Consider the following 25,593-nt stretch of genomic DNA (forward strand, 5'->3'; position numbering starts at 1 on the left):
ACACTTCGGTGTCTTTTTTAATATCATCGACAATTTTCCCAGTCAAACCTAATTACTATTGCTTCCACTAACCTGCTCCGTTCGTGGAATAAGGATTTTTAAACAACTTTATTATTTTTTAAATGACTTTATTGTAAATTAAACAACTTTATTATTTCTGCACACGATTATGTTGATTCAAAACAATGGGTTTCATTAATTGATGCAACGGAATTAACGATTAAGCATCGAGCAGCAGCTGACTGTTTTGCTGTCCTGGAATTATTACAACAACTCAAAAATAGTCAAATAGATTAGAATACTGTAAATAAGACTAATTTACTAACATAAAAATAAGCACATCCTGTAAAAACAGATGTGCTTATTTTTTAAATTTTTATGCGTTTTTACGTTTTAAGAAAATCACTCCACCAACAATTAACAGTAATGCGCCTGCAGCCATAGAGATCCAACTTGTAAGATCAGCACCTGTTTGCGGTAACCATCCAATTTTAGATTGAACTTCTTTCTTAGGTTGTGGTTGTTCTTTTACTTGCTCTTTTGGTTGTTCTGAAGTTGGAGTATTTTTATCTTGATGCGGCTGTTCTGGTTTTGGTTGCTCCGGTTTTGGTTGCTCTGGTTTTACTTCTTTAAATTTCACCGTTTGACCCTTATCTTCGATGTCAACGTGAATAGCTACCAGGACATTATCTTGATACAATTCTTCAAACACTACCACTTCTTTACCTTGTAATGCAGAAGCATTGAATGTGAAATCGAGTGTGATAGAGCCATTTTTCTCTTTTGCAGTAAACTTAGATTCTACTGTTACTTCTTTACCATCAACTAATAATGGTTTTTTTGTTGCTTTATCCATTAGTTTACCTTTTACTACGTACTCTTTACCCACGATTAAGTCTTTGTATTCCACTTTATCTTGGATTGTTACAGTTTTAGAAGCGTCTAACTCTTTAGAACCATCAGCTTTATTTGTAGCTGTCGTTTTAATAGAAGGCTCTACAAATCGAACTGTTTGACCTACATCGTTAATATCAGCGTGAGTTGCAATTACTTGCCCTTCATGTAATAAGTCTTCGAACACAACTACTTCTCTTCCTTGCTGTTCAGCACCAACGAAAGTAAAGTCTAATGTTACAAAACCATTCTTTTCTTTTGCAATAAACTTAGTCTCAGCTGTTACTTCTTTACCATCAATTAATAATGGTTCATTAATAGCTTTGTTCATTAATTTACCTTTTACAGTGTACTCTTTACCAACAACTAAGTTAGTGTACTCCACTTTATCCTGGATAGTGATAGAATCCTTTGAATGAATCTCTTTTCCACCATCAGCTTTGTTTGTAGCAGTTGTTTTTACTGATGGCTTAACGAACTTAACTGTTTGACCTTTATCATTGATATCAGCATGTGTAGTAACAACTTTTCCGGCTTTCAGTAACTCTTCGAATACTACTACTTCTTTTTCTTCTAAACCAGTTGCATCAAAAGTGAAATCTAATGTAATAGAACCAGCTGCTTCTTTTGGTGTAAACTTAGTTTCAGCAGTTACTTCTTTACCATTTACAACTAATGGTTTATTAGACTTTTTATCCATTAATTTACCTTTTAAAGTGTACTCCTTACCTACTTGTAGGTCTTTGTATTCCACTTTATCTTGAATAGTTACAGACTTAGAAGTGTGCATTTCTTTTGTACCATCTTTTTTATCAGATGCTGTTGTTTTAATTGAAGGAATCTTCTCATCTTTGACGATATGTTTAATTATTTGACCATTCTCTTTGATTTCAAAAGAAAACGTCTCTTCATTTAAAATGTAACCGTTTGGTGCAACAGTTTCTTTATATGTGTATTTTCCAAATGGTAGCTTTTCAAATTTAGCGATACCTTTATCATCTGTTTTACCTTTTACTACTTCTTTTCCTACTTCGTTATAAATCGTAAATTCTGCATTTGGAAGCTTGTTGTTTCCATCCGCAACATCTACCTTTGTAATTTCCAGATCACCTTTGATAAGATTATTAACTGCTAATAGCTCAATAATTTTTCCATGTTCCTTTATTTCGAACACAATTGGTTCTTTAACAAGAACGTAACCGTTTGGAGAAGTCTTTTCTACAAATGAATACTTACCATACGCTAGATCTTTAACGTTAATTTCGCCATTTTTATCTGTCTTATATTCGCCAATTACTTTTCCACTTGCATCTTTTAACTCAAATACTGCACCTTCTAATTTTTTACTAATATCTTCGTTATCTACTTTTAGTAGTTTTACACTACCTTTTACTTCGGTGTTTTCTACTGTAAAAGTCAGTGTTTTATTGTGTTCTTTAATTTCTAAAGGATACTTTGTTTTATTTCCAATATATCCATTTGGTGCTTTTGTCTCTAAGAAATAATACTTCCCAAATGTAAGGCCTTCAACATTTGCAATTCCATTTTCTTTTGTTACTGCCTTTTTCACTTCTTTTCCATCTTCAGTAAAAACAGTGAATTCAACATTAGGTAGCACTTTACCTGAATCACTAAGTTTTTTTATTTCAATGTTCCCTTTTGCCTTGTTGTTTACTATTTGAACAGCCCCTGTTTCTCCTGTCTTAACCTCAATAGTTTGTGGTTTATCACCTAAAACATAGCCTGTTGGCGCTTTTATTTCTTTTACAGTATAAGTACCAATTGGTAGGTTATTTAATCCTGCCGTACCATCAGCACCAGTCGTGATTTTTCCAACTGATTCATTATTTGCATTAAAGACCTCAAATACTGCACCAGCTAATACTTCTCCATTTTCTCCAACCTTTTTAATTTTTAAAGCACCAGCAGCTTCCCAATTTACTGCAAGGTCACTACTAAGCTTTTCTTCATTTCTTTCTAGTAATACTGTAGCATTCTGAACAGTATCCGTACCGCGGTAAGCAATTGCTTGAACTTTTGTTAAGTTTGCAGCAACACTTAGATTAAATTCACCTGTTTTTGTATTTTTAGGAATTTGGATACGGAATTTCTCTCCAACTGAAAGCTGATCTTTCATTTCACCATTTTCACTAACAATTTTAACTCCATTAGGTGCATTTTTCGCTACTACTTTATAAGAACCACTCTTAGCGTTTGTTTGTACTGTATATAGATTCGTTTCGAAGAACTCACCTTTTAATTCTGCTTTTTGTTTTTCAGCTGGGATAACATTCATATAAATATCTTGTGTATCTCCGCTATTATTAGCAGCATTGATAATTGCCTTAGCCGCTTTTTCAACATTTTTATTTTCATGTTTCAGTTCATTTACATCAAGTTGACCTAATGCATTCCAAACTGCAAGCTGAGTCGCGTAATGTGCTTCATTCTGATTAGCTACTCCTAGCTGCTCAACATTTTTTTGCGGGAAACCGTTTAATAGGACCCTATATACTACATTATCTGTTTTCCCCATTTCAGGAAGATCTTCACCATTTGGTGATTTTAGTCCCAGAGTTAAGCAATAAGCAATTTGACCACTTGAATTTTTAATCATTTCAGTTCGAATGTACTTGCCTAAACTATTACTATAACTCCAGTTCATTGAATATTTCTCGTGCGTCATAACCTCTGCACTAGCCCTTGGTAAAAACACATTAAGGCATAATGCTAGTACTGATAATAATGTAAAAACTCTTATAATAACTCTCTTACCCAATTTTGAAACCTCCCTAAAATAAATTAATCCGATTGTATATCGCAATATCTAAAACATTCACGACCAACCCGAGTATCATTATAAAACAACAAATTACAAATATTAAATGCATTTAATAAAAAATTCGAAAAATTTACACATTTTAATATTTTTCAAGTTTTCAAATGAAATTACTATATACAAATCTCAAAACACGCCCACAATTAACAAAACAAATATGTATGTTAAGTATGTTAATAGCAGTTCTTTTACTCAAGTTATTAATTTTCCACATTTTTTTAGCTAGCGGAATAGGCAGATTTAATTCCCCTGTTCTTCATTCTGCTAGGGCTCAACAATAATTATGAAAACTAAATTTCAAGTCTATTTGTAGGTACTACGGTCTCAAAAACTCGGAAAAGGAGGCACTAAAATAATGAGGAAAGTAATTTAAGTTTTAGGTATCACTCTAGGATTGGTAGCCGTTTTTCAGATTTAGTTTTACCTCAAACAACATTACTCAAAATGCTGAACATGGGGAAACATTTTAATACTTAAAAAGAGCCATACAATCTGGCTCTTTTTTCATGACATTACTTTGCCTTTTATGGGGGGAATATTTGGTGTATACGAATCAGCACGCTTTAAAATCAATTTATTGCTTGCAGCGGCTTCCATTTGTTGCAATTGTCGCATCCGTTGTAGTGATGCTACAGTATCATAATTCATGAATCCCCCCCCTTTGTAAACAATATTTACTTCTGTCTTTCTACTTCTAATTTGTTACCTTTATTATCTACCATTCTTAAAGAACCTGCTCTAAGAAACTCAACTGTATAATCTACTACCGCATTCATTTGTCTAGCATCTATCTTCTTACCATCTTTAACAAATTCAGTAGGAATCATAGTTACTTGCTTCTTGTCTGCATTATATAACCATGTACCTGTCATATGGTTATCTTCATAAGAAGACTTACCGGTATCATCATAGGCCGTGAATGAATTATCTTCTCTAAGGTCTAAACCTTTATGAAACTCAGAACCTCTGTAACTACCCCACGTGCCAAATAACTCTTTACCGTCTGCGGATAATTGCACATTATCATCATCGGACTTAGAAGTTGAAGGAGTATCAGTTTTTGCCCCTGTACCGAAACCAAGATCGTTTGCTTTTTTTACTGTAGCATCTTCAACTGGTTTGAAACCAGTTTTCCAATAACCATTACCTTCTCTGATTAAATCCATTGTTTCTTTTGCTTTTGATTTATCTATGTCTTTAGCATCCGTTTTTGCCATTTTAGCCTGAATTGCATATGCCTTACTATAACAGTCTACCGCCTTTAATATTTCTTTATGTGAGTCTTGATACTCTTTAGGCGCTTCTATTTTATTAAACTTAGTAATAGTCTTTTGTAACTCAGCTTCTTCTTTTACTAACCCTTTTACTAATTCCTTTTCGTCCTTCGTTTTATCTAATGCTATTTCAGTTATAGAAGAAATTTTATTCATTAATTCAGAAGATAAACCCGTCATACGAACTGGATACTGCTCTTTTGATAACTTTTCCTTAGTTTCTGATTTAGACTCTACTTTTTCTTTTGGCTTTGCGTCTGTTTTATCGGTACCACAACCTGCCAATAGCATGAACGGTATCGCAAACGTTACTAGTTTCTTTGCTTTCACTATGCCCCATCCCCTTAGAAAAAATTGTATTTAATTAACATATTGTACCATAACATAATTTGTATAAATATGATAGAAAGTTTACCCATCATTAATTAAAATGTAGACTCTACATAAAAAAAGCACTTGAACATTAAATAGCTGTTCGAGTGCCTTATTTCTTCCCTATTTTTCATGTAATTTTAAAAAGAGCCTCCAATTAAAGTTATGTCAATTACAATAAGTGAAAAGAAAAATATATGTTCAATCATACTTCCTGTTCTTGTATATATCGGAAATCTTATTTTCATTTTCAAAGGATAAAGCAATTGAATCCCACTTGGTGTAAGGGCATCTAACACTAGATGACTTAATACCCCAATAAACATTCCTATATATATTATGGGGTACTGGGGAACTAGATACTTAAGAAGTGCCGTTATACCAAACAAAAAGATTAGACTGTGTGTTATAGTACGGTGACCAAAAGTTTTATTGATCCCCCAAGATAATAAAGGTATTTTTCTTCCTAAAGTAGATCCTTGATGACAAATATCTGGTATTAATGCTCCAATTATTGATGTGGCCGTTAATAAATATGGATCATCACCTATTCCCGCATAATTATGTGCAATTAAAGCGAATGATGCCCCTGCTGCTACATGTGTCGGTCCTCTCAAATATATCCTCCTTTCTATTATTCAAGCTTTATCTTAACAGTTGGCGAAAATATAATATCCTTTCAGCCAGCGCTCTTTTAACCATCTCAGTTTATATTCCATACTTGGTGTATAAGTTTCTGCAGAATCCATTAAGTTATATCTATCTAAAATCTCCAAACATCTATTAGGATTCGTTAAAGTATTTAGAAATTCCAAGTCCTCGCTTTCGAGAGACTTCCATACAATTCCTTTAAAATTAATTGGTAGCAGTTCTAATATCATATCTCTATCCAAACCTGATGTTTCCAAGAAATTTTGAAGATGAGAGAGAGATAAATAACTCCAATTGGTACTTTGGTATCCTTCCCCCCAAAAAGTATACCAATTTAACGTATTCCCCGAAAGAATTCTCCTTCCTCAAGCGTGTGAAGGGCGTAGCCCAACGATAGGTGGGAGATGAATTTCGGTTTGGCATAGCCAAAAACTTTTGATAAACTTGCTATATGAAGTTCTTTGATAACTTGATATAGAAGGTTGCAGGAAGAAAATAGAGTGCGAAAACCAAGCCATTCGGTTCCTGCGTAAAATATCAACCGTACCAAAAGAGCATCCATGCGTTGGACATCTAGGGGTGGAACACCCCGAAGTAACGCTCAGGGAGACGAAAGGTTACTTTCGTCGTGGAACTGAGAAGCTCCCACTTCAAGCTTTGCTAAGTGGCGAGTAGTTCACGTCGTTACCACTTAATTCATAACCTCTTATTGCTTCTATTCCCCATTTCATCTTTTTCCCCCACAATCATTATTTCCGTAATCAACCGATATTTATGTTCACAAATCCCTATTATTAAAAAAGATCCAAGCATCAGTAATACGCTCAGATCTCTGTTTAATAATTAGATTAAATAAAACTTTATTAGCCTCTTTTTAGAAAATTAAATATGTTCCCCATGATCCATAAATACTTGAATTGATTCTTGTTGTGGTACGTCTTTTACATTAGTAAGACCAAAAGTAAAAACAGTGGACAACATCATCATTAATAAGATAGCTTTTTTCATTTTAGCGCCCTTCTTTCTTTGCTTATTTTGTCTGCGTCTAAAGCAATGTGTAAATATTTGCTTGCCTTTTCATGATTTTTTGAATTGTAGAATTGGTCACCTAAAAGAGAAGCATATTCTTTTACCCACTCATATAATTCTTCTGCTTCAAAATAAGAAATACCTTCTATAACTAATTTCTCAAATTCTTCGAGTGGTGCTTTATTATGTAATGCCCTTAAGATTTCGAAATGATGACGATAACCTACATCACTAAGCTTATAACCTTGTTCAATATATTCATTAGCAATAGTATGCTTTCCTAGCTTGAAATGTTCTCTCGCTAAAAGAAACATAGTTTTAAAGTTATTCTCTAATGAATTCTCTAAATGTTTAACTGCTAACTCTGGCATGTTTTGACTGGCATATAAAAGTCCTAAATTATGCTTAACGCGTTTAATTAGAATTTCATCACCTGATTTTTTGAAAGTGTCTAATGCTGAAAGTAAATATTCTTCTGCACTTTCAAATTCATTTAGTCGTATGTTTGCCATTCCTAAAGTATTTAAACATGCAGCTATTTTCAATTCATATCCTGCGTTATTTATAAATATTTCATTTGCCTTCATAGCATATTGAATTGCTAGAATTGGTTTCATTATATGGTAGTAGTAAACAGCAACCCAATAATTAAATTCTGCTTTTTCAATTTCATCATGCATGTAATCTAGAAGCTTTTCAGCTTTTTCAAAATGAACCCTTGCTTCACTATTGTTTGCCGTATTGATGGCGTAAATAGCTTTAAATAAATGATAATAGTACTCTAAAAATATTTCATTTTCGTCTGGTAAAGGTTCGACTCTATCTAAAATATCTTTTGAACCCTTCGTATCACGAATTAGAAGGCTGTACCGCGCATTTAGTAAAGCGTAATACATTAATATTGTTTGATCTTCCTTGATATAATTAATTTTACTTTCAATATCTTCTTTTATCTTTTCAGACTGTAATACACGTTGTGCAATCATAGCTTGATACCAGTCATTTAATAATTTGGTGATTTTTTCGTTAGAAATGAGGTTAACACTCATCTGCTCCTACCCCCTTTTATCAAATATTATCACGGTATACTTGCATTTATAAATATATTCACAATATTTTAACTTGAGAAACTTATTTTTGAATATTCATAGAAGAAAATGAAGAAAGTAATTCAAGTTTTAGGTATCACTCTAGAATTAGTAGCTATTTTCAGATTTAGTTTCACTTCAAGCAACAAAATACAGAACATGAGAAAATATTTTAATACAAAAAGAGCCACTCTATCACAAATGGCTTCTTTCATTTCATATATTTTCTTTGCTGTGCCATTTCAGATACAAGTGCATTGATTGTAGAGATATATTCTCTTTCAATAGCCTTTATGATGAAAGCCTGTTCTTTTGTAGGAAGTAGCTCGATTTTTACTGTTATCGTTTGGTACATTTTTCTTCAACTAAATTCCTAATAAATCTAGCTCTCTTAAGACTTTTGTATTCGTCTAAAGTTATAACTCTTACAATTGACCACGAACCAAGCCACATCATTTTTCTGATATAACCACTCGGAATTTTAATTTGAGAAGTATCACAAGCATTTCTCCCACACAGAACAAACAAGGCATTATTGTAGTCATCTCTATATTCTCTGTTGAAATTATGGTCTTTCATAAATTGTTCAAATCCGCAATTACTACATTTAATTTGCACCTTTCTCAGCTCCTTGTTTTTTGTTTTTCTACATATTGTTTAAAAGTTGCACTCGATACATTTCCTGCGGTAGATACAAAATAACTACATGCCCATAAACTTGGCAAATGTTTAGGGTAAGGAAATTCCTCTCTCATTTCTTTGAAGTTACTCCTTTGATTTTTGCCATAATATCAAAGGACTAAATGTTGACAGCGTGTTTAAAAACATATGAGTATGGTCTTTGTTACACTCTAAAGCGACAATGACAATTTCTAATTCGTCGCATATTCCTTGTACCAACTCCCTAAATCACTCTTCTACATCTGTTCGGTATGATGCTACCTACTTTGTTCAAAGAAACCCGTTGTCCATTCTATCCCTTTCCCCTTTTAATTAAAAAGCTATCTGTTACTCTTTATTTTATATATACTTTTCTTTAATTTAGGCTTTTTATGTAACCTTACTTTGGTTCCATTAATATCAAAATCCAACTTTTCTTCTTCTAAAGCCTCCATTTTCTGCTTATGTTCTTTTTCTATTCTATCTTTTTCTTCTTTTCTCTTAGTCGCTTTAGGACCAATTACGAATAGAATTAAGAAAATACTAACCATTACAATGAACGTAGTCACTAATACTCATCCTTCCTTACCAAAACCTCATACACCAAAAGCTTTTTAACTTATTAGATTTAAATTAGAAACCTAAAGGAGAATAAGTACTAGTATATTTAGAAGGAATAAATATAGATGTTACCTTCAATATTCCTCTATCTCCTTATATAAACCAAAATTATAAATGGCGCAGTAAGGCCGGTACTAACAATGTCGTTACAAATATAAAAATTGAACTATATCTTAAACTTGAACTCCATTTTCCATATTTGGGATGTTCAAATTTCTTATAAAGCATACCTAATGCTAAAGATATTAAAAACATTAATACAGCTGTTCCTAAAATTATAGAAGTAATTAAACCCACCATATTACTCATAAAGGTTTGAAAATCAAAAGAACGTGTAGTCAACATTAATACTGGTAGAATCCTTATTAACAGGATGAAAATAAATGAACCTACTCCAAAATATATAGATCTTTTTTCCACTTTATATGTTTAAACCATAAAGAAGCGCCAAAAACTAATAATGATATTAAAATTACTACAGAAAGGATAAGGAAAATAACATCAAAAAATGCAGGCACACTCGCATGGACTGCACCATCTATTTTATCTCCCCCATCTTTTATTACATCACTGCCGCCATTAAACAAAGAACCAAACCAGTCTACAATCCAATCGGTCATCCAGGAAATATCGAATGGTAGATCTTCATTATGTGTTTGTGCAGGAGCAGCTGAGTTAAATACCTCCAAATTATCCTCCCCCTTTATTGATAATAAACCCTTTACTTTAAGTATATAAATTTCTTCTACCAAAACTAAGAAAGTAGGAGATGATACAGGGAATATTTATACTTAAAATGATAAAAAACAAATTTGCTTTAAAGTGGGGTATATAGATATGAAGGTGGAGGTTTTGCTTATAAATATAGCTTGATTCAAATCATACTAAAAAAGTGTTTATATTAAAGGAGAATCCTTTATACTTTGAAAAAAGATTGTTTGTAAATAGAATCAATCTTGTGTACTAATGCACATTTGTTATAAAAAGCTTGATGAGAATTCAACATAAACAGTTCATCTTTACTTAATACGGTATAACTTCATGTCAAATCCCCCAAAAAAGCTAAGACAAAAATACAATAAGCTGCCCATGAGGACAGCTTATTACATAAAATTCGTTATTGGAATTTACACATTGCTAGATCGAAATTTTACCTTTGTACCATCTCTCTATAAAGATTTGTAGATTGGGAGCAACCCATATTCGGCTATCATTTTCATGATTCCAGATATAGATATCATAGTTGTTAATTAGTCCATTTAATACACGATAACCAAATAAATCTCCATTTCCCGCACCAGCTATAAATAAAAAAGAGTCAAATGGCATGTACATTTCTTTAAAAAACTTTTCATTACGCATATTGTAATTTTCTTTCTGGATCTGGTCTGTATTCCAGACAAGAGGTAGATTGAATTCACTGTATTCAATCCCATTTGTTTCAAAAAGAACGATTCTCAATTCATCTGGGAGTTTAACTTGAAACATATTTTCAATTTTTGTTATCGTAGCTTCTGTTGCAGGTGGATTAAATTTACAATCTGTTGTTATGTTCTTAATAAAGTTTGCCCATTTCATCAGAACCCTCCTTTTTTTATCAATTATACTATTTAGAAAAAGATTTGTTATGACATTTCCCTGTACATGATAAGTTAACGTAACGTTTCGTTGGGGGAAGGTATTTTTTCACTAATTTCAAGTTGTTTCGCACTTCCAAAAAATGCGCTCCCAATTATGAATATAACGGAAGAAATATACATTGTTATCCCTGAATGTTGTACAAAGATAATACGTTATTTAAAAGTTTAAACATACGAAAATAAGAAGTGGGTGTAAAACCCTATAAGAAATAGCTCAAGTTATGCCTTATTTAAAAGGCTGCTAAACTTATTGCTTAACATTGTGGATCTGCATTTTTCTGGTGAGCATCCTTATTGGATTAGTGGTATGCACTGCATGGAATGGTTACCATTAAGAAAATAACGTATATAGTACTATATACGTTATTTTCCTATTGAATACCCTTTTACAATACCACATTGGTATTGTAAAAGAGTACTATAATGATCTTGTATTTTAGTTTTATAATTTATACTAATATTTTATTTTTATCTGTAAGTACATTAACAAAAGATTGAACTTCACTCATAAATTCTCCAAATTGATTAAAGTCCATTTGTTGTTTAGAATCTGATAATGCATTTGATGGATCTGGATGTACTTCAGCCATAATTCCATCTGCACCTATTGCTATTGCAGCTTTTGCAGCAGGTGCAAGCAAATCTATTCTACCTGTTGAATGGGTTACATCTACAATAACTGGTAGATGTGTTTCTTGTTTTAAAATAGGTACCGCTGTAATATCAAGTGTATTGCGGGTAGCTTTCTCATAAGTCCTGATGCCTCGTTCGCACAGAATAACGCTATCGTTTCCTTGCGATAAAATGTACTCCGCAGCATATTTAAATTCTTCAATAGTTGCACTTAAGCCCCGTTTTAATAAGACTGGCTTGTTGGTTTTTCCTACAGCTTTCAATAACTCAAAATTATGCATATTCCTAGAACCAACTTGAATAACATCAATGTAATCTAATGCCGGTTCTAGATGTTTAACACTTAAAATTTCACTAATTATACTGAGGTTAAATTCTTGTCCAATAGTTTTTAATATTTTTAAGCCTTCAAGTCCTAATCCCTGGAAATCATAAGGTGAAGTACGAGGTTTATATGCACCTCCACGTATAAGTGTTAATCCCTTCTTCACCATATTTTCAGCTACTAATTTCACTTGATTATAACTTTCAACGGCACAGGGTCCCATAATAAAACAAGGTATCCCATTACCAAATTTTTCACCATTAATATTTATAATGGTGTTTTCAGGTTTTGTATCACGAGAGACAAGGAGCGGTTTTTTCTTCTTGAATGAGTTAGGTTTAATTGTAGTAGATTGCATTTTATTTATCTCCTTTTTCAACATTAAATTTTTCCTTGTTGCTATATAAGTAATCTTCTACATGATACATTCTCCAAGCCCTTATTTATACGACTATAAAATCTAATTTAACCTTTAAATAACACAATTATATATTTTTATGTCAGTAATTTGGAGTTATATACAATTACCATGATGCTTTTACATCAACTCTCTCCTTTTATGGATAATATAAACATTCTCTGTATTATAATTTGGCAGTCATAATTATAGAACGAGGATTAAATCCAAATTTTTGATAAAATGAATCTACTTCATTCCCATATACAACTAATAATTCTATTTCGTTAATATTCATTTTTTTAAACCATTCTATTGCACTATTCATTAACTTTATACCCAATCCATTTCTTTGATATTTCTCATCAATAAATAGAACATCAATCTTACCATTTTTATTTTTTCTATATGAAATACAAAACCCAATTATGCTGAGCCCTCTTGACTCAATTAATAATTCAATCCTAAACTCTCCACCTCTTGATATTTTTTTATACTCTTCAATACGTTCTTCAAAAGTGATTCTCGGATAATCTCCAGAAAAATATTTTGATTGACTGTTATGGTGTTCGTGTAACTTATCTAGTGGTCCTCTTAATATATCTATATCATTAAGAGTTATCTGTTTTTTTATAATTCCCATATTTCACACCCCAAATAATTTATGTTTCTTTAAATGTGAATATTAAATTTTCTGCTATTAAACATATTTTCATCAAAGAGGGGCGTGTTTCCTCCTCAGGAACATAGAAGATAACTTGATAAATTAAATCATTAATCCCTGCAAACTATATTTGTTAAGAGAATTTTACTTTTTAACGATTATATCCTAAAAAAGCAACCTAGTAATATAAAGGAAATGATCTTATTTTCTTAAAACTATTAAAATAATGTAAAAAAAGACAACTCAAATTCGCTTTTGAATTAAAGAGCCGCCTTTTTATACTGTTATAAGCTTATTCTCTCCTTTTTATTTGGTGATAGCAAAAATGTTCTTAAGCTTTTACACCTAAATGGTTGCTTAGGCTAGTATAAAAAAAGCCACTAATCAATAAGTTACACTTTTAAACTATTAGTCTAAATAGGCTGAATTCAATGGTGTAGATAATTCAAGTTTCATATCAATAAATTTATTCTTTTTCTTGTTTAGTCTATCTAAAATTGAAATTCAAAACATGAAAATCTTAAAACTTGCCGTTATATATATTAACCGACTCAAAATTAATATAAATTCATAAAGTTAATTGCTTACTAGCTGTTTTTACTATAAATTTAACATTCGAATTTATTTCATTGACGATCTTTTGTACTTCCTCATAATTCTCTGCCTTTAAAATATAATAACCTATTCTGTCCCAACTACATTGAAACGGTTTAATTTCATCTCCCAATGCAACATTTAATTCCCAGTTAACAATATTTTGAGGGTAAAATTCCAATAAATTTAGATTTTCTATTTTTACTAACCTACCAAATTTCTCCGGTAAAAAGTATTGAATAAAAGAAACATTCGAATTATCTTTTTTTATGTCTATCGGCTTATTACACATTAAATTAATATATTCTTGTCTAAAATTAAACCCATAAGCCTCAGATATCCCATTCGAAATAAAGTCTCCTGGAATTCTTGCGGCACACTCTATTAAATATGGTTGCTCTTTATTAATTTTCCATTCTGCATGTAAAACTGTAGTGCCAACTTTTGCAACATCTATTATTTTGTGCATTTCTTCATTGATTTTTTCACAGATACTATTATTAATGTTTGCAGGTATCTCGTGCGCAATTTCAATAAACTCTTCTAACTTTGTTTGTTTAGTATAATTAATAAACTGTACTTTACCATCTTTGACAAGGTATTCAACACTAATCTCATATCCTGGTATAAAATCTTCTGCGATATACTCCCAATAAAAATTACTATCAGATAATAATTTTTCTGGTCTATATGTGAAGGATTGCTCAAAAACGTCATCAATTTCTTCTTTTCTTGAAATCTTTTTTACTCCAATTGACCCCTGTCTGTTAGTTGGTTTAAAAATAATTGGTTGTCCTTTAAAAAAATCAATTAATTCCCCCTTTTCCGAAATTTTCTTATAATTAGGAGAGGAAATTTTATTTTTTTTGCAAAAGTCCCTCAAAAGAAGTTTATTAGTAAAAATTGAACTTCCGATTAATCCTATGTTAGGTAAATTCAAACCATTAGCAACTAAATATGCTGCACGTACAGCATATTCAAATCCAGGTATAACACCATCAAATTTTACCTTTTCAATAATGTCCGTAATTTTTTCAAGTAAGTTTGGGCTATTCATATAATCGACTTCGATAATTTCTTTAATAACATTATTATTGTATGGTTTTAGTTTTTTTAAAACATCGGGTGATTCAATAACATACACCTCATGATTAATAGATAAGTTTGAAATACTATTTATAAAAGCCATATTTCTGCCAATAAGCAAAATCCTCACATTTATCCCCCTTCCATTTTCTATTTATTAACGAAATTAGAAATCATTTCAATCCCATTAGTTGTTAATATTGACTCCGGATGAAACTGTACTGATTCAATATCATAAGTCTTATGCCTGATGCCCATAATTAAACCATCTTCTGTTTGGGCAGTTATATCCAGTTGATCGTGTGGAAAATTTGTGTTTTCTACAATTAAGGAATGATATCTTCCAACGTTTATATTTTGTTTAATCCCCTTAAATATTCCTCGCCCATCATGATGAACCCTTGACGTTTTCCCATGATAAACATATGGAGAAAATGTGACTGAAGCACCGAAATATTCTCCAATAATTTGATGTCCTAAACAGACACCTAAGATAGGAATTTCATCCTTAAATATATCCAGAACTTCTTTACATTGACCTGCTTCAGATGGGGATTTTGGGCCTGGTGATATTAATATTTTTTCAATATTTAACTTGCAAATTTCATTAAAGTTTATCTTATCATTGTTAATTACCTTCATTTTAGTAGTGAAATTCCCAATGTATTGAACTAAATTATAGGTAAAAGAATCATAATTATTTATTACTAATAGCATAACTTTTTTCCTCACTTTTATTTGCTAATCCAATTATTAGGGCATTTCCTTTATCTAACGTCTCTTGATATTCCTTCTCTTCTTTTGAGTCATAAACAATTCCACCACCTAATGAAAGGCTAGCATTATTTCCATTTAATAGAATTGTTCGTATAATTATAGAAAGATCAAAATCGGTAAGGTCATAAGATATTCTACCTAATGTACCAGTGTATAATGCTCTACTTTCGGGCTCTAATTCTTTTATAATTTCTACTGCTCTTTTCTTAGGACATCCAGTAATAGATCCGCCAGGAAACGTTTCTAAAATAATATCACCAAAACTTAGGTTTTCCTTTAATTTTGCCGATATCAAAGATATCATTTGAAAAACAGATTTATAAGCTTCAATAAACATGAGCTTCTCTACTTTTACTGTCCCATATTTAGCTATTCTTCCCAAGTCATTTCTTAAAAGGTCAACAATCATAGTATTTTCCGAGCATTCTTTTACAGAATTTTTTAATCCTTCATAGTTTTTTTTATCTTCTTCTGGATTTTGACCTCTTGGTCTTGTTCCTTTAATGGGTTCGGTGTATATATTATTTTGATACCTTTTGAGAAATCGTTCTGGACTTGTTGATAAAATATAATTTTGTTTTATTTTCATATACGAAGAAAACGGAGCGGGATTTGATTTTCTAATTTTTTTATACAATTCCCAAGGGTTGTTTTCAACCATCCAAGAAAACTTTTGGCAAATATTAACCTGATAGATATGTCCTCGGTATATATATTCTTTTACTTTCTTTATTGTTGAGATATATTTTTCAAAAGACATATTACTTTTTATAGATTCATCATATGAATTATTAATCTGGTATGATTTTGGATTGTTGTTAACAATCCGAAACTTCATGCTGAATCTTTGCTTTAATCTTCTAGTAGAGAATTCCTCATTCGTAATAACAATATAGTATAATTTTCCTAATTGATGATCGTATATAAGATTATCTGAACAAAAATAACAAGCTACATCTGGGAAATGGGAAATATTATCTTTTTCATCCCAAACGCCCATAATTTTTTCACCAAAATTATAGCTGAGAAAAGTGAAAAATTGAGGTTTTATATCTGGTGAATTAATTAAATTGCCTGCTTGTAATTGGCTGTATTTTTCTAAAAATAGATCCATTTCTTTCATTACAATTGATGCAGGCTTCTGGTCATTATAATACTCAAATGAATTTATTATATTCCAGCCAACATAGGAATATCTTTCTTTATAATCTCTTTTCGAAAATTCGTTCATTTTTACGCTTGAGGAATCCAAAAAAAATATATACTCCTCATTACCCAATTCACTTATTAAACTACTAAGATCTCTTTTTTCATTTTCTATTTCAACGAGAAAGTATTTCATTTGTCTTTACTCCTATTTGGTTATTATTCATATTCAGGGAATGATCTATTTAACGCCTCTTTTAAATTTTCTAAAACAGTTTGATAATTAGGACCATAAGCATATATATCTCCAATTCTTTGGTGTGATGCATTTGCAAGTTTTACAAAATCACCATTCTTAACTAAATAATCAACTTTTATGATTCCGTTTAGTTTAGATATATCAGTTTCAGAAAAAAGTTTTTTGATTTTACCATTCTTGGTCATTGGTATTTGAATGGATCCTGTAACCCCAGGTTTAATAATTGGGTTTAAAGTTAATTCCTCAAAACACTCTACTCCTACAAAAGCATCAATAATATCGACATTGGTATGTAACTTTAGATTCTCGGGTATAGAGCTTCCAGCAGGACGAATAGCAATTTCACAAAATACTAAGTCATCTAATTCATTTAAAAAGCATTCTAAATGTGTTACACCACTTTCTATATTAAATGCCCTAATAATTTGTCGATTGTAATTAAGCAATTTATCATGTAATTCATCATCCTTATTTAAAGCAATAGTACCTATAAAGTTGTGATTTTCAAATCCAACAAGTGGTTCTGGATACATACTTGCATATGCAAATCTAATCTCATTATTTTGGATGACACTATCAATGTGAAACTCGATTCCTTCAATAAATTCCTCGAGCAGGATACCGTTCTTAAAGTGAAATAAACCTTTTTCTTTTAAATAAAAATTATAATAGTCAATCCACTCAGCTTTGCTTGTAATAATAGATACACTTATTGAACCCATGCCTTCTCGTGGCTTAGCAATAATTTTAGAATGTTCTTCTAGAAACTTTAAACCATCTTCAAAATTATCAACCTCAATACATTTAGGAATCTTTAATCCAGCTAAAGAGACTACTTTTTTCATTTTGTATTTATCTCTATAATTTAGTGATTCATTTTGTTTTTTCCCTTTTATTTTATAAAGTTCTCTAATTTCAGCTGCAATCATTATTCCTTTTTCTCCTGAGGCAATTACAGTTATAAAATCTTCTTGCTTAAAATTATTTAATATTGAGCTAATTTCATTAATATCTGTTATATCATTTACATGATAAAACGAATCACATAAATCCATAGAAGGAGGTGGCATACTTTTATCTACTAAAACTATGGTTTTATATCCCCTCTTTTTGACATTTATTAATACACTTTCTCTTCTTCCAACACATATACAATATTTTGAACTCATTTAAATCACTCCAAACTAACTTTAATACAACTCTCCATTTTTGCTACAGATTCTTTAACATCTTCATATCCTTTAGGTGAATAAAAAGCAAATAAAATTAAGCGTCCACGATTATCCTTTAATTTTTTTACCTTATCCCCTAATTTTGTTTTATATTCTAATCGTACAAAGTTAGGGTCGTTTTCTACTAATTCAACATTTTCTATATTTTTAAAGATACCATCAAAAGGTGCATGAACAAATTTAATAAAAGCACTTCCATTTGGTTTTGGAATGTTATCCATCTTGGTTCCCATGCTATTTTCGATTATTAATTCATACATATCTATACCTAATACTTTCCCCAACATATCTGGTATACAGCCGCCCCCGATCCTAGGGTTTAATTCAATTAAAGAGATATTTCCTTTATTGACTTTAATTTCTGCATGCGTTATACCTGTTTTGACTTGTAAGGCCTGGTGTATTTTAGTAACATATAATTTTATTTTAGATATTATATCCTCGGTTAAATCTCTAGCCGGTAATATATGACCCAATTCAACATTGGTAAATTTATTATGAAAAACTTTTTCCGTAATCATTAAAATATTTACTTTTCCATTTTCGATAACAGACTCTACTGAATATTCTTTTCCTTCTATATATTCTTCAATTAACATCACATTAGAAAAAATATTACCTAAATTTGCATAATCGTTATTTGCTAAGTTTTCCTGGTATTCCTTTTCTAAATCACTAAAACTGTAAATTTTTCTAACATTAATACTCCCAAATCCATTTATTGGTTTAATAATACAAGGGAATTTAATTTGATTTTTATGATTCAATAAATCCTCATAAGATTTAATTTCAAAAAATTGATAATTGAATAATCCAGCTTCCTTTAAAAGTTTTCGATTATTAAGTTTATTCATTGTATGCTCAATTGCAAAATCACTGATACAAGGTAAACCTAAAGTCTCAGCTACTCTATTAGCGATTTCAGGAAGGAAGACATGTCCGGCCAGAACACCATCAAAAGGGATTTTTGTGTATAATTGCACTAATTTATCAACAGTTTTCTGAACGTTTAAAATATCGACATGCACATAATAATCTAGTAGCTTTGATTCCTCTTTATCTAACTCATTTTGTAACTCATGTGTTGCAAGAATAACTTCAAAATTTAACCTTTTGGCATGTCTTAAATAGTTCTTCCCAAAAGCAAAATTACCGATAATCAGAATTCTTTTCAATTTTTATATTCTCCTTTTTAACATTAATAATTTCATCTTCAATATTGCAAGAATAATCAATTATTAAATCGAAAAGTGGTTTGATAAATGTAGTGTCGAGTCCTAAATCTTTGCCTAGTACTTTTCTGGTTTCAAAAATTTCTTGCATTCTATTTGGTTGCATAATATCAATAGTTTCATTTTTTTTTAGTATTCCAACTTGCCTTACCAATTCGAATCTTTCAGATAAAATTTTTAGTAACTCACTATCTATCTCATCAATTTTTTTTCTATAATGATTTAATTGAGACATATTTCATTCTCCTTATATTAAGATAAAGAAGGATAGATTGCGGATCCTCTTTTAAGGAAGTTTTAATTCTGCTAGAACCAAATTAAAAGTTCTCGATTTTTTCTTTTTCACTTTCAACCATTATTTTGTATTTATCTCTGAATTCATTAGAAGTAGTAATTGCCTTTTCCGCATATGAATAGCAGTATCTACATTCTTTCCCACAATAAAGCTTATTACATTTATCCATTACAAACCAATTCATAAATTTAGTGAGCTTACTATTATCAATATAAATATTGTTTAAAAATTCTTCGGGAGACATTACATCTTTATAACCATAATGTTGAATTATTTCTAGTAAATTCCCATCGAATTTCTCCTCTGAATATGCTTTACATCTTTTTATTGCAACTTCAGTTGGTGTCGCTCTATCAATAATCTTAAAATGGTCATAGCCCATTTCTGTATAAAGGTGCAAATCTTCAGGTCTGATAATATCAGATATTAAATAATTTGCTGGTTCAAACACCCTTTTTGAAGAACAACCTAAATAACAATAGTCCATTGTAACTTTTTTTCCTGAAATACGGGAAGATTGGCCTAGGAACGCTTGATGATACGGTAGCATTGGGCATTCATAAAGACAATTATTATTCACAATAAGTTCCAAATCGATATTAGTAGCTTTTCTAATTTCTTTTAATAGTGGGAAATTACGATTGGTTGTCATTGGATCCAAAACAATACAATCAGCGCCCATTTCGACCCACTGTTTCACTTTTGCTACAGAGTTCACACATACCGTAGAAGAAACCTTTACGCCCAAATTTGGATAATTATCTTTAATAAAGCGTACAAGAATTGGTATAGAAACTGTCAGTGAGTCAATACCGATATCAGAAATCCAATCTAATAATTTTCTTAACTCTTTTTTTCCGTTTAATGTAAATTCATCGTTAGATAGAAATGGGTTGTTAAATGTATAGTTAACAGTTATACCATGATCATGAGCATACTGAACATGATTTTCAACCTTATTTTTATCAATTGCGTCTAAAAAATCTGTTTCTAGTCCTCCACCTACGAAGTCGTTTGTTAATTTGCCAAATACATTGGTTACCTTCAAATCTTTTACACCATCAATTAATCGATTATCAAAGTTTGTTGATACAGAAAGGTTCATATTACTTCATCTCCAATTGATTTAATTTTTTCTTCATTTAATTTAATACTCAATAAAATAAACGTAAGTCCTATTACTCCTAATAAGAAAATGTATATTGAAATTATTAGTTCATTACTAAATGTACTAATAAAAATGAAGACAGCACCAATAATTTTTGCTACCTGAAAATTAATACCACTAATTGCCATATAGGATCCTTTATTATTTAGGTCAATAACATCTGCTAATATAGCTTGCTTAGCTGGGGCATGAAAAAGCTCTCCAACCGAAATAAATAATATTGCAACAAATAATAGAAGCAAATCCGTTGTGTATGCTAGCACTGAATATCCTAGAGCAAAAGATAATATTCCATAAGTAATAAATGGTTTTATCCTTGTTGTTTTCATCCATGAAATTACAAATGGTGTTCCAAATATAATAATTATTGTATTAATAGTTGTTAGGATGCTTAATATTTTTACCCCATCAATTGTAGTATGTAATCCGAAAATTAATTTTTGTAGAAAAGGAGTTATATTCTTAGCCAAATGTATTGATATCAAATTATTACGCTGCAATTCTACTCCTAAAATCAAAATACTACCTATTGTATAATAGAGATAACATTTATCACTTAAGACAAATTTATAAGTGGAAAAAACATTTACAATATTAAATCCCTCTTCTTTTCTTTCAGTTTTTGCAAAGGTTTCTTTGATTTTAAAAATTGTAATCCATGATATTACAACTGAATTTAAAAACAAAATAATTAATATTATAAATTGAGAATTAAATAGCCACCCTCCAACAATTGTACCTATCATAATAGATAAATTTGTAACCCAATAATTTAAAGATAAAATTCTTGCCCTATTTTGTTCATCACACAAATCTACTAACATTGCTTCCCCAGTTGGATTAATTATTCCTTGTGCACAACTAATAGTAGAAACTAACAGAAACATTATATACGGAGAGAATTGGAAGACCATTAAAAGAAAACAAACCAATTTAATAAGTTCTCCTATTACCATTAGTTTCTTTCTTCCTATTAAATCGGTTTTATATCCACCGTATAGCCCTGAAATAAATTGAATGATTGTCGTAATAATAATAAACATAGATGCCCAATATGCATTTAATTCTCTGGTGTAATATATTGCTATGAATGGCAGTAACATAGATGCTCCAGCTTTGCTCATAAAAGATATTATTAACCTATTTCTTATTAAAGGATGTAAATTTGAAAACATTTTTTCCTCCTTCCTTACATTATAAATATTGCTATATTCAACATGTAAAAAAAAGGATATAATATTAGAAAAATGTATCCCTTTTAAGGAGAAAAAAATGACAGACATAGATTACTATACATTAAGAGCATTTCTATACCCTCGAGAAATTAATCAAAAAGTATTCTTTACCTTAACAGAGATTGAAAAAGTTTTGAAATACAGTAAGCAAAATGTAAAAAAGAAATTAAAACGGTATCATGAATTAGAATATTTAGAATATCTGCCTGGTAGAGGGCGCGGGCATCAGTCTTGTTTAATTTTTAAAGAATCTTTCTACTCTGAAGTGAATAAAGTACTTAAACAAGAGCTAGCAAACAAAAATATTAATTTCTCTCTTTCTATTGTCCAATTGAATATTCCTAGATCTTGGTTTTTTTCATTTAGAAAAGAACTAAATGAAATATTTGAAATGCACGGTACAGACAATAATTCTGATACTATACGGCTATTATTGAATCGCAAGTTAGCTACCTTAAACCCGTTAGTAGCATCACTTTCCTTTGAAAGTTTTTTAATTCAAAATTTAAGTGAAACTCTTTTAAAATATAATGTAACAGACAAAAAGGTTGGGCCTTGTATAGCCCATCATTGGGAACATAACAAGGACTTTACTAAATGGACTTTTGATATCAGAAAACATATTTATTTTCACCATGGGAGAGAATTAGATAGTTTGGATGTAAAGCATACTTTTTTTAATGCTCAAAAAGGCTTAACAAGTAAGTGGCTTGTATCTAATATTAAGGAGATCATTTGTGATACTCCATATAGAATTACATTTTCCCTTTCATATCCAGATCCATTCTTTGAGAAAATTGTTTCGCACTATCCATTAGTTATACTCCCTAGAGATGTATTATTTGATGAAGATTCATGGATTGGTTGTGGTAAATTTATACTTGAAGAAAAAAAGGAGGATTATCTACTTTTAAAAGCTTTTCCTAATTATTTTAAAGAGCTACCATTAACAGATAAAATAGAATTTTGGTATATTAAAAAGGATATACATTATCCAATGTTATATAGTCCTTCAAAGGAATCACATAAAGAAGAAATTGTTAAAATTACTAAAGAGCGTTGCGGAGTAAATTATTTGATTTTTAGTCAGAAAACACAAAATTATGTGGTAAATAATTATATGAGAAAAGCCTTGTGTCAGATACTTGATATAGGTAAAATGGGAAAAGATTTAAAGAAAGACAATATTACACCTATTTCTAGCTTCTTTTTTAGGATATCTGAATTTGAACAAAAGGAAGAAAATATACTTGACCTAATAGAAAAATCAAATTATCAAGGGCAAACACTTATCTTGGGTCTTATTGATCACCCTCGGGTAATAGAGGATGGAAAATGGTTTGTTAATGAAGCTCGAAAATTTGGAATCAAATTAATATTAAGGCCATATAAATTTGATTCTGATTTTTATAAGTCAGAACTTGAATTTAAAACTCACATGTCTTTTGGTTCTGAAATACCTACAAGTGATCTAGAAATTGGTTTTCTAGATTTTATATTAAATGACACCCTTCTTTTAAATAGGTTTCTTTCAAAAAAACATTTACTTGAGATAAATCAAATGGCCCAAAATTATAGAATGAAAACTAATTCTGAATCGAGGAAAATAATTTCACTTGAAATTGAGAATTACTTATTAAGTAATAATCTTTTGAAATACACCTATCGTCCATGTAAACACTTTAATGTTCAGTCATTAATACAAGGATTTGAAGTTGATGAAAATGGAAATGTAGATTTAGGGAAAATTTGGATTTGATAATTATTAGTTTTTAAGAAGACATAATAGATTAATTAAGATATTTGATTTTTCGCAATAAAACCATGTTTTCCTAATTGGAAATGCTCTTAAACAAGCTGACTACAAACGAATTTGGTCGAAATGAAAAATCAATTAACAGATTATATAGAAAAGAGGGATAAATTAATCAAAAAAGACATAATTAATCGTAAAGATCATGAAAAGCAGCTAGAAAAATGGGCTAAAAATCTTATAAAGATGATGAGCGGGATTCAAGGTGTAAAAAATAAACTTACTTCATTTGGTACGAGAAGTAAGTTTATTGTTTTTTTTTTTTGATTGCAATGGCCATTACAATCAAAAACAGATTTATTAAATCGATATTTGTTTTTCTAGATGTACTTTTGATTTTACTTTTTTATGAGGAAATGAATCATGATTTTAATACGTTAAATGCAATAACTGTAATTTTTAATATTTTTTAATTGAATAATGATTACCTAGAAAATCAAAATACTCACTCTAACCTTTTAACGTTATTCATCGAAATTTACTTAATATTTTTTGATAGCTGCTTTTAATTATAATACTTAATTGTAGTTATATATCTTTATCTATATGCGAGTTATATTATTAATCTATTCAATTCTCTTTTTGGAATGGGTGTTTCAATTAATAAATCTAAATAATAACCCTCTTCTGTATCAAAGAAATACTCCATTGTCTTCTCAAATTCTTCTTCTTCACTTTGCATATATTTCTCTACTTCATAATTAGAAAGCGCTGAAACCGATTGAGCGATTAAAGAATATACAAATCGCTCTGCTAACACATTATCTTCAAAATGTTTTTTTCTTTTCGAAAACACCCAGGAGTATGATAAGTAAAAGAGACAAAACTTTTCATAATAAAATCCCCCTTTAATTGTCTTAAAATAATCAATGGATTTTCGTGCTTTTTTCATCTGCTTCATCTAACAGTTTAAATCTCCCTTTTCCTGTTTTTATAAGTAAACCTTCTTCAACTAACTGATCCATGATATTACGAATTACATTCACATCTAGTTTCATTTCCTGTTTTACACGTGTCACTGCCGTATCCCCTGTTTCTATAATATAAGTCTTTATCCTCTCATATGGTGTTGGTAATGGCTTTATGTTTAAACCATTGTTTGGACGTTCATAAGGGAACAAATCACATATATTTTGCAATATATCCTTAGTTTTGCCTTTAGATAAGTCAACTACAGGACTTTGAAACCTTACGTATTCTTCGCTCATGACAGGGCTTTTTAATAAAGCATCTCCTTTACCAAGTAACTTCACACCTGGTGCACTTCCAAAAACAGTTTTGTAGTCATGATAACTCCCACAACTAAAAGCAATTTTCGTTGGTAAATTCGCCTCTTTTGTGAACGTTAAAAACTCTGAACTGCTTAAGATATCTCTCAAGTAAACAACACTTCGCTTTTCTTTTGGAAAACTAAACATAATTGAGTTCAGTTCTGAAGCAGATGATAATTGTAGGTCCTCTAAACCAACAGCTACCCTTATATCCTCTACATGTTTTTTAATGTCTCTAAATTTAACGTTAGAAGGAATTGGAAGGGTTACATGCATAATTGTAGACCCTTCTTCTATTTTGATAATTTCACACGATTCTTTTATGATATTTTGTTCTCTCATTACATTTAATATCTTTAATGTATTCTCATCTGCTTCTAATCGAGCATTGCGTTCCT

General features: G+C 30.5%; 24 protein-coding genes and 3 pseudogenes. 4 read left to right on the forward strand and 23 right to left on the reverse strand.

Annotation, left to right across the window (positions count from 1 at the left end; genetic code table 11):
* Positions 1–165: 165 nt before the first annotated feature.
* Positions 166–297 (forward strand): annotated as a pseudogene (locus tag QCI46_RS29965) (3'-5' exonuclease); the annotation flags it as partial.
* 79 nt (positions 298–376) lie between these two features.
* Here QCI46_RS29965 and QCI46_RS28450 read toward each other — a convergent pair.
* From QCI46_RS28450 to QCI46_RS28550, 21 genes and pseudogenes are all read right to left on the reverse strand, one after another.
* The gene (locus QCI46_RS28450; protein ID WP_353842029.1) at positions 377–3,673 is read right to left on the reverse strand and encodes a VaFE repeat-containing surface-anchored protein; all 3,297 of its coding nucleotides are present in this window, start codon (positions 3,671–3,673) and stop codon (positions 377–379) included.
* Positions 3,674–4,237: 564 nt separating this feature from the next.
* Positions 4,238–4,381: a hypothetical protein gene (locus QCI46_RS28455; protein ID WP_189338017.1), complete on the reverse strand. Its 144-nt coding sequence runs from the start codon at positions 4,379–4,381 to the stop codon at positions 4,238–4,240.
* 26 nt (positions 4,382–4,407) lie between these two features.
* A complete protein-coding gene (locus QCI46_RS28460) occupies positions 4,408–5,337 on the reverse strand; it encodes a DUF3994 domain-containing protein (protein ID WP_215559200.1) in 930 nt (309 codons plus the stop codon).
* Between the two features lie 182 nt (positions 5,338–5,519).
* Positions 5,520–5,996, reverse strand: coding sequence for a metal-dependent hydrolase (locus QCI46_RS28465; RefSeq protein WP_353842030.1), 477 nt, complete (start codon positions 5,994–5,996; stop codon positions 5,520–5,522).
* A gap of 33 nt (positions 5,997–6,029) precedes the next feature.
* Positions 6,030–6,386 carry a hypothetical protein gene (locus QCI46_RS28470; protein ID WP_353842121.1) on the reverse strand — a complete coding sequence of 119 codons (357 nt, stop codon included), beginning with the start codon at positions 6,384–6,386 and terminating at the stop codon, positions 6,030–6,032.
* A gap of 526 nt (positions 6,387–6,912) precedes the next feature.
* A complete protein-coding gene (locus QCI46_RS28475; protein WP_098190307.1) occupies positions 6,913–7,038 on the reverse strand; it encodes an aspartate phosphatase in 126 nt (41 codons plus the stop codon).
* The gene (locus QCI46_RS28480) at positions 7,035–8,108 is read right to left on the reverse strand and encodes a response regulator aspartate phosphatase (RefSeq protein ID WP_353842031.1); all 1,074 of its coding nucleotides are present in this window, start codon (positions 8,106–8,108) and stop codon (positions 7,035–7,037) included. Before QCI46_RS28480 ends, QCI46_RS28475 begins: the two co-directional genes overlap by 4 nt.
* A gap of 662 nt (positions 8,109–8,770) precedes the next feature.
* A pseudogene (gene tnpA, locus QCI46_RS28485) lies at positions 8,771–9,056 on the reverse strand (IS200/IS605 family transposase); the annotation flags it as partial.
* Between the two features lie 92 nt (positions 9,057–9,148).
* Positions 9,149–9,376, reverse strand: coding sequence for a hypothetical protein (locus QCI46_RS28490; RefSeq protein WP_277484268.1), 228 nt, complete (start codon positions 9,374–9,376; stop codon positions 9,149–9,151).
* A gap of 160 nt (positions 9,377–9,536) precedes the next feature.
* Positions 9,537–10,135, reverse strand: a pseudogene (locus QCI46_RS28495) (hypothetical protein).
* A 430-nt stretch (positions 10,136–10,565) separates the two neighbouring features.
* The gene (locus QCI46_RS28500) at positions 10,566–11,006 is read right to left on the reverse strand and encodes an SMI1/KNR4 family protein (RefSeq protein ID WP_353842032.1); all 441 of its coding nucleotides are present in this window, start codon (positions 11,004–11,006) and stop codon (positions 10,566–10,568) included.
* 511 nt (positions 11,007–11,517) lie between these two features.
* Positions 11,518–12,384: a bifunctional 3-deoxy-7-phosphoheptulonate synthase/chorismate mutase gene (locus tag QCI46_RS28505; protein ID WP_353842033.1), complete on the reverse strand. Its 867-nt coding sequence runs from the start codon at positions 12,382–12,384 to the stop codon at positions 11,518–11,520.
* Between the two features lie 226 nt (positions 12,385–12,610).
* Complete coding sequence (locus tag QCI46_RS28510) at positions 12,611–13,066, reverse strand: GNAT family N-acetyltransferase (protein ID WP_353842034.1); 456 nt, start codon at positions 13,064–13,066, stop codon at positions 12,611–12,613.
* A gap of 589 nt (positions 13,067–13,655) precedes the next feature.
* A complete protein-coding gene (locus tag QCI46_RS28515) occupies positions 13,656–14,897 on the reverse strand; it encodes an ATP-grasp domain-containing protein (protein WP_353842035.1) in 1,242 nt (413 codons plus the stop codon).
* A gap of 20 nt (positions 14,898–14,917) precedes the next feature.
* On the reverse strand, positions 14,918–15,484 hold the full coding sequence (locus tag QCI46_RS28520) for an anthranilate synthase component II (protein WP_353842036.1): 567 nt from the start codon (positions 15,482–15,484) through the stop codon (positions 14,918–14,920).
* Complete coding sequence (pabB, locus tag QCI46_RS28525) at positions 15,465–16,886, reverse strand: aminodeoxychorismate synthase component I (RefSeq protein WP_353842037.1); 1,422 nt, start codon at positions 16,884–16,886, stop codon at positions 15,465–15,467. Before pabB ends, QCI46_RS28520 begins: the two co-directional genes overlap by 20 nt.
* A gap of 23 nt (positions 16,887–16,909) precedes the next feature.
* Positions 16,910–18,118: an ATP-grasp domain-containing protein gene (locus QCI46_RS28530; protein ID WP_353842038.1), complete on the reverse strand. Its 1,209-nt coding sequence runs from the start codon at positions 18,116–18,118 to the stop codon at positions 16,910–16,912.
* 5 nt (positions 18,119–18,123) lie between these two features.
* Positions 18,124–19,356 (reverse strand): ATP-grasp domain-containing protein, encoded by a 1,233-nt coding sequence (locus QCI46_RS28535; RefSeq protein ID WP_353842039.1) that lies wholly within the window; start codon positions 19,354–19,356, stop codon positions 18,124–18,126.
* A complete protein-coding gene (locus tag QCI46_RS28540; protein ID WP_353842040.1) occupies positions 19,331–19,648 on the reverse strand; it encodes a chorismate mutase in 318 nt (105 codons plus the stop codon). The genes QCI46_RS28535 and QCI46_RS28540 overlap by 26 nt, the downstream gene beginning before the upstream one ends.
* A gap of 82 nt (positions 19,649–19,730) precedes the next feature.
* On the reverse strand, positions 19,731–20,813 hold the full coding sequence (locus QCI46_RS28545; protein WP_353842041.1) for a U32 family peptidase: 1,083 nt from the start codon (positions 20,811–20,813) through the stop codon (positions 19,731–19,733).
* Positions 20,810–22,051 carry an MFS transporter gene (locus QCI46_RS28550; RefSeq protein WP_353842042.1) on the reverse strand — a complete coding sequence of 414 codons (1,242 nt, stop codon included), beginning with the start codon at positions 22,049–22,051 and terminating at the stop codon, positions 20,810–20,812. The genes QCI46_RS28545 and QCI46_RS28550 overlap by 4 nt, the downstream gene beginning before the upstream one ends.
* A gap of 97 nt (positions 22,052–22,148) precedes the next feature.
* Here QCI46_RS28550 and QCI46_RS28555 point away from each other — a divergent pair, with 97 nt between their 5' ends.
* From QCI46_RS28555 to QCI46_RS28565, 3 genes are all read left to right on the forward strand, one after another.
* Positions 22,149–23,870, forward strand: a complete 1,722-nt coding sequence (locus QCI46_RS28555) for an ABC transporter substrate-binding protein (RefSeq protein WP_353842043.1) — start codon at positions 22,149–22,151, stop codon at positions 23,868–23,870.
* Positions 23,871–23,993: 123 nt separating this feature from the next.
* Positions 23,994–24,191, forward strand: a complete 198-nt coding sequence (locus tag QCI46_RS28560) for a hypothetical protein (protein ID WP_353842044.1) — start codon at positions 23,994–23,996, stop codon at positions 24,189–24,191.
* 5 nt (positions 24,192–24,196) lie between these two features.
* Positions 24,197–24,337 carry a DALR domain-containing protein gene (locus QCI46_RS28565; RefSeq protein ID WP_353842122.1) on the forward strand — a complete coding sequence of 47 codons (141 nt, stop codon included), beginning with the start codon at positions 24,197–24,199 and terminating at the stop codon, positions 24,335–24,337.
* A 140-nt stretch (positions 24,338–24,477) separates the two neighbouring features.
* On the opposite strand, the gene QCI46_RS28570 is transcribed toward QCI46_RS28565, so the two are convergent.
* Positions 24,478–24,825 (reverse strand): hypothetical protein, encoded by a 348-nt coding sequence (locus QCI46_RS28570; protein WP_353842045.1) that lies wholly within the window; start codon positions 24,823–24,825, stop codon positions 24,478–24,480.
* The gene (locus tag QCI46_RS28575; protein ID WP_353842046.1) at positions 24,791–25,537 is read right to left on the reverse strand and encodes a hypothetical protein; all 747 of its coding nucleotides are present in this window, start codon (positions 25,535–25,537) and stop codon (positions 24,791–24,793) included. The genes QCI46_RS28570 and QCI46_RS28575 overlap by 35 nt, the downstream gene beginning before the upstream one ends.
* Between the last annotated feature and the right edge of the window lie 56 nt (positions 25,538–25,593).

The organism is Bacillus cereus group sp. RP32 (genome assembly GCF_040459735.1).
GTDB classification, from domain to species: domain Bacteria; phylum Bacillota; class Bacilli; order Bacillales; family Bacillaceae_G; genus Bacillus_A; species Bacillus_A wiedmannii.